This window comes from Methylobacterium sp. FW306-05-D, assembly GCF_058782155.1.
In genome coordinates this window covers 1-12350 of record NZ_JBYSXL010000033.1, presented here as the reverse complement: position 1 = coordinate 12350, position 12350 = coordinate 1, and the positions used below count along the sequence as shown (strand labels likewise).

Here is a 12350-nt window from a genome sequence, read left to right as displayed (position 1 = left end):
CGCCGTCGCCGAAGGTTGCCCTTTGCAGAAGCGCGGGGGCACCGTATCAGGACCAGCCCTTGCAGCGCGGCCGCGACGTCCAGCGCGCCTAGCGCCTGTCCTTTCGAGCTGCCGGAGTGCGGAGACACGATGCGCGAACCGAACGCGGTGGATTTCTGGCGGGGTCTCGCCCTCGTCACGATCTTCGTGAACCACATTCCCGGCAACACCTTCGAGCGTTACACCTATTCGCAGTACGGCATCTCGGATGCCGCGGAGCTGTTCGTGTTCCTGGCCGGCTGGTCGATCGGGATCGCCACGCGCAACCGCGACGGGAGCCCCGAGCCGCGCCTGAAGACCGTCCTGCGCCTGATGTCGCGCACCATCGAGGTCTATCGCGCCCAGATCACCACGATGGCGCTCGCCCTCGGGATGATCGCGGGCACGGCCCTGGTACTCGACAACCCGCTGCTGCTCGAATGGCACAATGCCGGCGGCTTCTTCGCCGATCCGATCCAGACCATGGTCGGTTTCGTCCTGCTGACGCACCAACTCGGCTTCTTCAACATCCTGCCGCTCTACGTGGTGCTCCTCGGGATCGCGCCGATCTTCGTGCTGATCGGACGGGTGAGCCGCCTCGGCGCACTGCTCCTATCCTTCGGCCTCTATGCAGCGAGCCTCGTCTTCGAGTGGAACCTGCCGTCCTGGCCGGGGGAGGGGGATTGGTTCTTCGACCCATTCTGCTGGCAGCTCCTGCTCGTCCTGGGCTTCACCATGCAGGACTTCAGCCGAACCTCCTCCTGGCTGAAGCGCTGGTCGCGGCGCCTCGTCCCGGTCGGTGTCGTGATCGTCCTCACCGGCATCGTCCTTTCGGTGCTTGAATTGCGACCCGATCCGCTCCTCGTGCCCGATCCGCGCCTCGTCTTTACTTTCGACAAGACCTACCTGTCGCCGGCGCGCGTCATTCATTTCCTGGGCGTGCTCCTCGCCTTCCAGACGCTCTATGCCTTTCTCGCGCCGCGCTTGGGGTGGATCACCACGTTCCTCGCCAGCCTCGGGCGAAACTCGCTGGCGGTCTTCTCGATCGGCTCTCTGCTCAGCCTCGCCGCGCAACTCGTACGCTTCTGGACCGGCGGCGGTGTCGTTGTTGACGTTTTCGTCGTAGGGTTCGGCCTGTTCGCACTGGGTTTCACCGCATGGTTCGTCGAATGGCGCTCCCGCAAGCCGCGGCTCTCATCACCCTGAGCCTCGCTCTCCTCTGCCCTATCGGCGGGGGCAGGGTCCGGGCGCAGGAGCCGTCTGCACATCAGGAGCCTGCCAAGGTGGGGGCTCCGCCGCCGACCGTGGTCTCGCCGCCCAGCGTCGCGGTGCCTGGACAGGGCGCGGATGCGGAGGCCGTCGACGTGACCTTGTCGCCCGAATGCCGCGTGCCCGGCTCGAAGCTCTACACCGTGGCCCGCCTCGGTGCGGTGAAGGCGGCCCTGAAGGAGAAGCGCCCCGTCCGCGTCCTTGCCATCGGGGCGTCGACGATGGGTCTCGGTTCCTCCGCCACGTACCCGGTCAAGCTGGAGACGGCCCTCGAGCGGTCCCTGCCGGATGTCGACGTGGTGGTGGAGAGCCGCGGATTGCAGGGTGAGATCGCTTCCGGTGCCGGCGAGCGGCTGCGCGGCATGGTGGCGGAGCTGGAGCCCGACCTCGTGATCTGGCAGGTCGGCTCACACGACGCTCTGGCGCGGGTCGACCTCGACGCCTTCGGCACCGCCCTCGATGAGACGGTGCAGTGGATCAAGGGCCACGCGATCGACGTCGTGCTGGTCAGCCCGGTCTACACCGCGAGCCTCGCCCAGGACGCCTACTACACGAGCCTCGTGGGCAAGGTGCAGGAGGTCGCCCTGCGGGAGGGCGTTCCCCTCGTGCAGCGCTACGAAGCCATGCGGTATCTCGCCCGCCGCAACGACAAGGGCGAGGGGCACCTGCTCGGCAGTCAGTTCCGCCTGAACGATCTCGGATTGCGCTGCATGGCCGAGCACGTCACCCGCGCCATCACCCTCTCGCTGCTCCAGCCCGATCCGGCCTCGACGGGCAGCGCGGGTCGCCCGGCCCTGACCCTGGCGCCACCGAAGGATTCGGCCGGGGTCAAGCTCGCTCCGGTGCCGGGCGGTCCCTGAACGCAAAGCTTTAACCGCTCGGCTTAACGGCCCCGAAATGGCCGAGGCCCTACACCGTTCCGGATCGGGCGGGGGCCATTCGGTGAGCACAGCGACGGACAGGATCGGAGCCGCCGGGCTGTGGACCATCCTGGCGCGCCTGCGCACCGGCGCGGCCAGCGCCGCGATCCATGTCTTCGCGATCCGCATCGGCGCCGCGGGCTTCGCCTATGTCGGCCAAGTCCTGATGGCCCGCCTGATGGGGGGAACCGAATACGGGGTCTTCGCCGCCATCTGGGTCTGGATCGCGATCCTAGGGCATTCGGCCACTCTCGGCCTGTCGCAGGGCGCCTGCCGCTTCATGCCGGCCGATCAGGCCCGCGGAGACCTGGCGGCCGTTCGGGCCTACCTCGTCGGCGGCGCTGTCGTGACCCTGGTGAGCGCAGTCGCGATCGCTCTCGGCGGCCTCGCCCTTGTTTGGTTGGAGGGCTCCTTATTGGAAGGGCCCTATGCCGCCCCGCTCCTCGTCGCCGCGCTCGTGCTTCCGCTCTTCGCGCTCCAGGATTATTGCGAGGGCGTCGCCCGGGGCCAGAACTGGGCCGTGCTTGCCATCGCGCCACCCTACCTCCTGCGCCAGGGCCTGATCATGGCCACGATGCTCGCCGCGGTGGCATTCGGCGCCCCGGCGGAAGCCCGCATCGCCGTCCTGTGCACCCTCGTGGCCACCGGCGTCGCGGTGGCGATCCAGGCGACTCTGCTGCTCAGGGGCCTGCGGAGAGTTCTTCCGGCGGGCCCACGCCGCTACGCCTGGCGGCGCTGGTTCCGCGCCTGCCTGCCGATCACCGCCAGCGATTTGGCAGGGGCCGCTTCGAGCTTCATCGACGTCGTCGTGCTGAGCCTGCTCGTTCCGCCCGCGACGGTCGGCCTCTACTTCGCCGCGACGCGCATTCAGCAATTCGTGGTCTTCGTGCATTTCGCCGCCACCGCCGCCACGGCTCAGCGCTTCACGGCCGCCCATGCCGCCGGTGATCGCATGCAACTCGACACCCTGGTGACCCTGCAGGCCCGCCTGACCCTGGCCGCGACGGCCGTGATCGGCATCGCCATCGTCGCGGCCGCTCCCCTTCTGCTCGGTCTGTTCGGCCCCGAGTTCCGGGACAGCCTGCCCATCCTCGCTGTCCTCGTCGCCGGCAGCGTCGTCGCCAGCGTCTTCGGGCCCGGCGAGGACCTGCTCAACATGCTCGGCGGCGAGCGCCTTGCCGCCGGCATCGCCCTGGGAATGCTGGTCCTGGCCGGCGGCCTCTGCCTCGCGCTGGTGCCGGCCTTCGGCGTCGTCGGAGCGGCGCTGGGGATGGCCATCGCCACCGTGGTGCGCGCCGTGGCGATGGCCTGGGCGGCGCATGCGGTGCACGGCCTGATCACTCCGGTCCGGCTCGGTCTCCTCGGGAGGCGGGGTCGATGAGCGCTCTTCACGCCAGGCCGCCTGCGCCGACCTATCGCCATACGATCACCACGCTGGCATCCCTCGGGCAGGAAGCGGCGGCCTGGGACGCGCTTTCGGTCCGGTCCGGGGACGCCCATCCGTTCTTCAGCCGGCACGTGATGCAGGCCCATCTGGCGAGCGGTCTGGCGTCGCCGGACCTGCGGGTCGTCCTGGTGCACGGCCCGGATCGCCTGGAGGCGATGCTGCCGTTTCGACGGTCCTACGACATCTCTGGCCTCGGGCGATCCGTGGCGCTGCCGTTCCTGTCGCCCTTCATCACCGCCACCGCGCCGTTGGTGGCGGCGGGTTCGGACCGGCCCGCGATCCTGGCCGCGCTGGTCGAGGGCCTCGCTGCCGCGTCCGGCGGGCGTGCCTGGCGCTGGCCGCTCCTCTCGGTCGAGGCGGCCCCGGGTCGCGACCTGATCGCCGCCATGGCGGCGGCCGGCTGGGATCTCGGCGAGGTCGCGCGGTTCGAGCGCCCGGTCCTGGACCGACGGACCGATCACGCCGCGTTCCTTGCCGGCCACCCGCATCCCTCGCGGCTCAAGGACCTGCGCCGCCGGCAGCGCCGCCTTGCCGAGAGTGGTGCGGTGTGCCTGGTCACGGCGACGGAGGGCCCCGCCCTGGCGCGGGCGGTGGAGGACTTCCTGGCGGTGGAGGAGGCGGGCTGGAAGGGCGCGGCCGGTAGCGCCATGGCCTGTCGCCCGTCGCATGCGAGCTTCGCCCGGGCGCTGTTCCGGGCGGGGAGCGGCCCCGTCGGTGTCCGGGCCGACAGCCTGACCCGGGACGGGACGTCCCTGGCCGTCAGCCTGGCCCTGGTGGCGGGTGGGACCGCCTACCTCCTGAAGACCGCCTACGACGAGAGCGCCCGGGCCCTGGCGCCGGGCCTCGTGCTGGAGGCCGAGATCGTGCAGTCCCTGCACGCGGACGCCTTCGCCGACCGGCTCGATTCGGCGACCCTGGCGGGCTCGGCCCTGGAGAGCCTCTATCGGGAGCGCGACGCCGTGGCGGAGATCATCGCGGTGCCTGCGGGCGGGCGGGGGCTGATCGGCCTGGAGCGGCGCCTCCGGCTGGCCCGGTTCGAGGAGACGGCGCGGGGCGAGGCGCGGCGGTTGCTGCGGCGCTGAAGGGCGCGGGGTTGTGACCTCCTGCCCGGTCCGTGCTACTGCGCCGCCTCGGCATGCCAGACAGGACTTTCCATGCGCCGTCCCCTCGTTGCCCTCACCGGAGCCTTGATCCTCGCCATGACTGCATCCGCATCCGCCGAGACCGTCACCACCCCCTCGGGCCTCCAGTACCGTGACGAGGTCGTGGGCACCGGCCCCGAGCCGAAGGCCGGCCAGAAGGTCAGCGTCCACTACACCGGCTGGCTCGACGAGGGCGGCAAGCCGGGCAAGAAGTTCGATTCCTCGCGGGATCGCGGCACCCCCTTCACCTTCACCCTCGGCGCCGGGCAGGTCATCGCCGGCTGGGACACGGGCGTCGCCACGATGAAGGTCGGCGGCAAGCGCACGCTGATCATCCCGCCCGACCAGGGCTACGGCCCGCGCGGCGCCGGCGGCGTGATCCCGCCCAACGCGACCCTGATCTTCGACGTCGAGCTTCTCGGCGCCCGCTAGGATACCACGCCGGTCGCGTCGAGGTCGCGCGACCGGCGACCTCTCGGACGCGTCACGCCCCGGCGGGTGACGCGGACCCGCCGGCCGGCGGCCGGTAGACCAGGCCGACCTCGCCGGACAGCCGCGCGATGAAGGTGATCCCGGCGGCCTCCAGGGCGTGCCGGATGGCGGTCCGGGTCCGCGGCCGCAGCACGCCGCCGCCGTTCTCCTCGAATCGCTTGATGCTGGACCCCGAGACCTCGGCGGCGGCGGCCAGGTCCGGAATCGACCAGTTCAGCATCGCCCGGGCGCTGCGGATCAGCGCGCCGGAGATGTCGGCCAGGGCGAGGTCGTCGGGCTGGGTCATCACGCTGGCGGTGCTCGTCATGTCGATGACGAGGCCGATCCATTCCCGCACGGTGCGGTCGGGGTTGAGCACCGGGACGGCCCGGCTGCTGACCCAGCGGTAGTTTCCATCGGCCCGGCGCAGGCGGTAATTGGCTTCGTAGGGTTCGTGGCGGGCGAAGGCGGTCGCCCAGGCCTCGGCCGCCCGCTGCCGGTCTTCCGGATGGATGGCCGCGGTCCAGCCGCCGGCATGCCACTGCTCGGCGGTCTGTCCCGTGAGGGCGCACCAGCTCGGCGACGGCCGACGGACCCCGTCCGGGGTCATCAGCCAGACCACGGCGGCGATGGCCTGGACCAGCCCCTCGTAGCGGGCCTGGTTGCGGACGACCGACTGGGTCGTCTCGTGGCGGCTGGTGACGTCGAGGAGGATGCCGTCGGCGCGCACCGGGCCGGCATCCGCGCCCAAGACCACGTTCCCCTTGAACTCGACCCACCGCACCGTGCGGTCGGAGCGCACGATGCGGAAGCCGCGATCGACGGGGATTCCCGTGCGCAGGGCGGTCGAGACCTCCTCGAAGATCGCGCGGTCCTCCGGATGGATGAGGGCCCGCAGCGCATCCATGCCCGTCATCTGCTGCGGCAGGCCGGTGAGGCGTGCGACCCCGTCCGAGATCGAGAGGGAGCCCGTCCGCAGGTCGAAGGACCAGAGTCCGATCTGGGCCAGTTCCTCGACCAGCCGGACGACCTGGCCGTGGGAGGCCGGCGCGGGCGGCCGCACGTCCTCGCGCGCCACAGCAAACCCGGGACGTATCACGCTCGCGGAAAACAAAGGTTCATCTCTCATGATGCGTATGGTTGTGCAGCACGCCGCCGTACCTTCGACTATTATCAGTCAGCGCTCAAGCCGATGCAATTGCAAGGACTTCGGACTTGTAAATTGTATGCATGATATCCCTTTTACGTGACGGGCCCTGTCGCGTGCGGCGGGCTGTAAGGCCCGGTACGGCGTGATGCGACATCGCAGATCTCAGGACATTCCGTCCTCCCGCGTCGATCAGCCCGCGTCTTTCCGGCGCCTCCAGGGCGGGCGCGATGGAACGCCAGGGTTCGCCCGGGGCAGGGCGAGGTTCGGCCTGGGCAAAAACTCGGGTTTGTCCTGCATGTGTCTGAAAAGTCGGGTCTATGATCGCCCGTTCGGCCACCGCGATTGCACCAAGACTTGTCGATCGCGGCCCTTGTCCTCCGTGCCTGCGCTGGAGAAGCCTCGTGGGCCCGGCGCCCCTTGCCTCCGTCCGGTTCGAGGACGGCCGCGCCCTGCAAGATTTGCACGTCGAGCGACACGCCACGGCATGTATCTGCATGCATTACGCATGAAGTCCAATCCCGCAGATTTCGGCTGAAATCAGGAGTTCTTTCAACATTTCGTGAGGAGAGCGGCATAGAGTCTGGAGGTTTTCGGATCGAATACGACCTTTGAGCGATCGGTGACCGGGGCTTCAACGTGCCGTATGGCGCCGTCTTCACCCCCCGGCGACACGCCTCCGGCGGCGCGGACCCGATTCGCCGTCCGGAAACCCCGTCTGCGGGCGGGGCGAAAGCCTGACATCGGGCGCCGGTCGTAGCCGGCCGGAGCCGATCCGGCCTCCCGGCCCTGGAAAGACACCGGTGCGGGTGCTCAAGTGCCGGCCGGACGGCGTGCGGCGCGAGCGAGTCGCCGGCACGGGTATCGACCCGGGCGCAAGCCCCGGGCTGAACGGGATCGGCGACCGAGCGATGCGATCCAGCCACCGGCACGCCGCCCTCCGCCCGCAGGGGCGTCCCGCCTCCGTCCCCCTCGCCGGGGCCTGAGCGCGCCGACGCCCGCCGCAAGGATGACAATCACATGGCTCTGGAACGGAACGCCGCCCTCTCCACCCCCGAGGCCCGGGGCGCACGCACCGACCTGCTCGGCGCCGCGTCCGACCGGGTCGCGGCGCAGGGCGGGCCCGGCGGCTTCGTCACCGACCTGTTCGGGCGCGTGCCCCCCGAGGACCTCGCCCCCTACGCGGCGCAGGATCTGGCCGACCTCGCCCTCGCGGCCCGCGCGCACCTGGCCGAGCCCCGGCGGCCGGGCGCGCCCGCCAACCTGGCGGTCAGCGACCTCGCCGTCCTGCGCGACGGCCGCGCCCGCGACCTGACCATCGTCGAGATCGTCAACGACAACCGCCCGTTCCTGCTGGATTCCGCCCTGGCCGAGCTCACCGAGCAGGGCCTGGCGCCCCACCTCGTCGCCCATCCGATCCTCGGGGTCGAGCGCGACGGCACCGGCGCCCTGGTGCGGGTGGTCGGCGAGACCACGGCCGACACCCAGGCCGGCTTCGCCCGCGAGAGCTTCATCCACATCCACCTCGACCGGCTCGATGCCGGCGAGGCCCGCACCCGGCTCGTCGAGGGCCTGGCCCGCGTCTTCCGGGACGTCGCCCTGGCCACCGACGACCAGGACGCCATGGCGGCCCGCCTCGCCGGCCTCGCGGACGGCTACGCCCAGGCCCCGCCGCCCCTGCCGCAGGGGGAGGTGGCCGAGGCCCGGGCCTTCCTGGCCTGGCTCGGCGCCGGGCACTTCACCCTGCTGGGCCTGCGCGAGCACGGCCTGTCCGGCTCCGAGCATTCCCTGGTGGAGGGCTCCGGGCTCGGGCTCCTGCGCGATCCCGCCGTGGCAGTGCTGCGGCGCGGTGGCGCCCTCGTGGACATGACGCCGGAGATCCACGCCTTCCTCGAAGGCCCGCAGGCCCTGATCATCACCAAGGCCAGCGTGAAGTCCCGGGTCCACCGGGCCGCCCATCTCGACTACATCGCCTGCAAGCTCTTCGGCGCCGACGGCGCCCTCACCGGCGAGGTCGGCATCGTCGGCCTGTTCAACGCGAGCGCCTACACCCTGCCGACCCGCGAGATCCCCTACCTGCGCGAGAAGGTGGCGCAGGTGGCGATGCGCGCCGGGCTCGACCCGACCAGCCATGCCGGGCGCGGCCTCCTCGACGTGCTGGAGACCTATCCGCGCGACGACCTGTTCCAGATCGACGCCGACCGGCTCTACCGCTTCAGCCTCGCCATCGCCCACCTCGCCGACCGGCCGCGCCTGCGGGTGCTGTCGCGGCCCGACCGCTTCGGGCGCTTCGTCTCGCTCCTCGTCTATGTGCCGAAGGACCGCTACGATTCCACCGTGCGGGCCCGGATCGGCGCCTATCTCGCCAGCGAGTATGGCGGCCGGGTCTCGGCGGCCTACCCGTACTTCCCCGACGGGCCGCTCGCCCGCACCCACTTCATCATCGGCCTGCCCGAATCCGGCGCGCCCGAGCGCGACCCTGCCGCCCTGGAGGCGGGCATCGCCGCCCTGGTCCGGACCTGGGGCGACGAGCTGCGGGCGGCGCTCGCCGAGACCCTGGACGGCCCGGAGGCCCGCGCCCTGGCGGCCCGCTACGGCGAGGCCTTCTCGGCGGCCTACCGCGAGAGCTTCGCGCCCCGCGTCGCCATCGCCGACATCGCCACGCTGGAGCGGCTCAGCCCCGAGCGGCCCCGCGCGGCCGATATCGGGCGCCGCGCCACCGACCCGGACTCGCAGATCCGCCTCAAGGTGTTCTCGCGGGGCGCCTCGCTCTCCCTGTCCGAGCGGGTGCCGGTGCTGGAGAATCTGGGGTTCCGGGTCATCAACGAGCGGACCTACCGCATCCTGCCCCCGGGCACCGACGAGGCCGCCCGGGTCTGGCTGCACGACATGCTGCTGGAGCGGGCCACCGGGGCGGCCATCGACCTCGGTCGCCTCGAGACCTTGCTGGAGGAGGCGCTGCTGGCGCTCGGCACGGGGCTGGCCGAATCCGACGGCTACAACCGGCTGGTGCTGGAGGCCGAGCTGCCCTGGCGCGAGGCCGCCCTGCTGCGCGCCCTCGGGCGCTACCTGCGCCAGCTCCGCATCCGCTACGGCCAGGACTACCTCGCCGCCACGCTGAGCGCCCATCCGGGCATCGCCCGCGCCCTGGTGGCGCTGTTCCGCGCCCGGTTCGACCCCGCATCCGAGGCCGATCGCGACGCGGCCCAGGCCGAGATCCGCGCCGGGATCGAGACCGATCTCGCCGCCGTGACCAGCCTCGACGAGGACCGCATCCTGCGCCGCTTCGTCAACCTGATCGAGGCCGCCCTGCGGACCAACTTCTTCCAGGTCGCGCCGGGGGGCGGGCGCCGCGAGGCCATCGCCTTCAAGTTCGCCTGCGCCAAGGTCAGCGGCATGCCGCTGCCGCGCCCGTTCTTCGAGATCTTCGTCTATGCGCCGCGCGTCGAGGGCGTGCACCTGCGCTTCGGCTACGTCGCCCGCGGCGGCCTGCGCTGGTCCGACCGGCCGGAGGATTTCCGCACCGAGGTGCTCGGCCTCGTGAAGGCCCAGCAGGTGAAGAACGCCGTGATCGTGCCGGTGGGCGCCAAGGGCGGCTTCTTCCCCAAGCGCCTGCCGCCGGCCTCGGACCGGCAGGCCTGGATGGCCGAGGGCACCGAGAGCTACCGGATCTTCATCCGGACCCTGCTCGAACTCACCGACAACATCGTGGGCGACGCCATCGTGCCGCCGGCCGACACGGTGCGACACGACCCCGACGACGCCTACCTCGTGGTGGCGGCCGACAAGGGCACCGCCACCTTCTCGGACATCGCCAACGCCCTCTCGGCGGAGCGCGGCCACTGGCTCGGCGACGCCTTCGCCTCGGGCGGCAGCCAGGGCTACGACCACAAGGGCATGGGCATCACCGCCCGCGGCGCCTGGGAGGCGGTGAAGCGCCACTTCCTCGAGATGGACATCGACACCCAGAGCGACCCGATCACGGTGGCGGGCGTGGGCGACATGTCCGGCGACGTCTTCGGCAACGGCATGCTGCTGTCGCGCGCCCTGCGCCTGGTGGCCGCCTTCGACCACCGCGACATCTTCCTCGACCCGAACCCCGACGCGGGCGCGAGCTTCTCCGAGCGCAAGCGCCTGTTCGACCTCGGGCGCTCCTCCTGGCGCGACTACGATGCCGGTCTGATCTCGCCCGGCGGCGGCGTCTATGCCCGCAGCCTGAAGACCGTTCCGCTCTCCCCCGAGATCCAGGCGGTGCTCGGGCTGGCGCAGGACGCCGCGACCCCGGCGGAGCTGATGCAGGCGATCCTCAAGGCGCCGGTGGACCTGCTCTGGTTCGGCGGCATCGGCACCTATATCCGCGCCACCTCGGAATCCGACGAGGAGGCCGGCGACCGGGCCAACGACGCGGTGCGCATCACCGGGGCGATGCTGCGGGCCAGGGTCATCGGGGAGGGCGCCAATCTCGGGGCGACCCAGCGCGGGCGCATCGAGGCGGCCCGCAACGGGGTCCGCCTCAACACCGACGCCATCGACAACTCGGCCGGGGTGAACACCTCCGACGTCGAGGTGAACATCAAGATCGCCCTGATGAGTCCGGAGCGGGACGGGCGCCTCGACGGGCCGGCCCGCAACGAACTCCTGGTGGCGATGACCGACGAGGTCGCCGCCCTGGTGCTGCGCAACAACCAGCTCCAGACCCTGGCCCTCTCGCTGGCCCAGCACCGGGGCCTGCCCGAGACGGGCTTCGCCATGCGCACGATGCAGGCCCTGGAGGCCGAGGGGCGCCTGGACCGCAGCGTGGAGCTGCTGCCGGACGACGCCGCCATCGCCGAGCGCATGCGCAAGGGGGAGGGGCTGACCCGGCCGGAATACGCGGTGCTCCTCGCCTACGCCAAGCTCGCCCTCTACGACGCGCTGCTGGCGAGCCCGGCCCCGAACGACCCCTATTTCGACCGGGAGCTGCAGCGCTACTTCCCCGCCGCCCTGCGCCAGCGCTTCCCCGACGCGGTCGGCGGCCACCGCCTGCGCCGGGAGATCATCAGCACCGCGCTCTCCAACATCATCGTCAACCGGGGCGGCCCCTCCCTGGTGACCCGCCTGATGGAGGAGACCGGCGCCGATGCGAGCGCCATCGCCAAGGCCTACGCGATCACCCGCGACGCCTACGGCCTGATGGAGCTGAATCTGGCCATCGACGGCCTTTCCGGCGCCATCGGCGGTCAGGCGCAGATCGCCCTCTACGCCGAGGTGCAGGACCTGCTCGTCGGCCGGATCGTCTGGTTCCTGCGCAACCTCGACCTCGCGGGCGGCGTCGCGCCCGTCGTCGCCCGCTACCGCGAGGGCATCAGCGCCCTGCAGGCGGCCCTGCCGGAGGTGATGGGGGAGGCGGTGAACCGGCAGCTCGCCGCGCGCGAGGCCGAGCTCGTCGGCCTCGGCATGGCCGCCGCGCCCGCCCGGCGCCTCTCGGCGCTCACCGCCCTGACCTCGGCCCCCGACATCGTCCGGATCGCCGAGACCGGCGGCGGCGCGATGCCGGACATCGCCGCGACCCACTTCGCCCTGGACCGGGCGCTCCAGCTCTCCGAACTCGCCGCGGCCGCGCGGGGGGTCGCCACCGCCGACACCTACGACCGCATCGCCCTGGAGCGGGCGGTGGCCAACATCGCCACGGCGCACCGGCAGCTCACCGCCGAGATCGTCGGCACGGTGGGGGCCGGGGCCGACGCGGTGGCGGCCTGGAGCCGGAGCCGCGGGGCCGCCCTCGACCATGCCCGCGCCACCCTGGAGGCGGTGACCGCCTCGGGGCTCACGGTCTCGAAGGCGACGGTGGCGGCGAGCCTGCTGGCGGACCTGGCGCGGCCGAAGGGCACGGCCGGCTGAGCCGGACGGGTGTCCGCCGACGGGGACACGGGAGGCGGGGCGATGGGGGGCCCGTC

General features: G+C 71.7%; 7 protein-coding genes. 6 read left to right on the top strand and 1 reads right to left on the bottom strand.

Annotated elements, in window-relative coordinates; translation table 11 throughout:
- The first annotated feature begins 129 nt into the window (after positions 1–129).
- The 5 genes from AC3WLN_RS13020 to AC3WLN_RS13000 all read left to right on the top strand — a co-directional run bounded on the left by AC3WLN_RS13020 (position 130) and on the right by AC3WLN_RS13000 (position 5228).
- A complete protein-coding gene (locus AC3WLN_RS13020; RefSeq protein WP_492481790.1) occupies positions 130–1224 on the top strand; it encodes an OpgC family protein in 1095 nt (364 codons plus the stop codon).
- Complete coding sequence (locus tag AC3WLN_RS13015) at positions 1188–2147, top strand: SGNH/GDSL hydrolase family protein (protein ID WP_492481788.1); 960 nt, start codon at positions 1188–1190, stop codon at positions 2145–2147. Before AC3WLN_RS13020 ends, AC3WLN_RS13015 begins: the two co-directional genes overlap by 37 nt.
- Before the next feature lie 82 nt (positions 2148–2229).
- Complete coding sequence (locus AC3WLN_RS13010) at positions 2230–3588, top strand: lipopolysaccharide biosynthesis protein (RefSeq protein WP_492481786.1); 1359 nt, start codon at positions 2230–2232, stop codon at positions 3586–3588.
- The gene (locus AC3WLN_RS13005) at positions 3585–4736 is read left to right on the top strand and encodes a GNAT family N-acetyltransferase (RefSeq protein WP_492481784.1); all 1152 of its coding nucleotides are present in this window, start codon (positions 3585–3587) and stop codon (positions 4734–4736) included. Before AC3WLN_RS13010 ends, AC3WLN_RS13005 begins: the two co-directional genes overlap by 4 nt.
- A 72-nt stretch (positions 4737–4808) precedes the next feature.
- Positions 4809–5228 (top strand): FKBP-type peptidyl-prolyl cis-trans isomerase, encoded by a 420-nt coding sequence (locus AC3WLN_RS13000; RefSeq protein WP_463774068.1) that lies wholly within the window; start codon positions 4809–4811, stop codon positions 5226–5228.
- A 52-nt stretch (positions 5229–5280) separates the two neighbouring features.
- Here the strand turns inward: AC3WLN_RS13000 and AC3WLN_RS12995 are convergent, their stop codons facing one another.
- Entirely contained in the window at positions 5281–6330 is a 1050-nt protein-coding gene (locus AC3WLN_RS12995) for a PAS domain-containing protein (RefSeq protein WP_492481782.1), read from the bottom strand.
- A 1104-nt stretch (positions 6331–7434) separates the two neighbouring features.
- On the opposite strand from AC3WLN_RS12995, the gene AC3WLN_RS12990 reads away from it, so the two are divergent.
- Positions 7435–12294: an NAD-glutamate dehydrogenase gene (locus AC3WLN_RS12990; RefSeq protein WP_492481780.1), complete on the top strand. Its 4860-nt coding sequence runs from the start codon at positions 7435–7437 to the stop codon at positions 12292–12294.
- Positions 12295–12350: the final 56 nt, after the last annotated feature.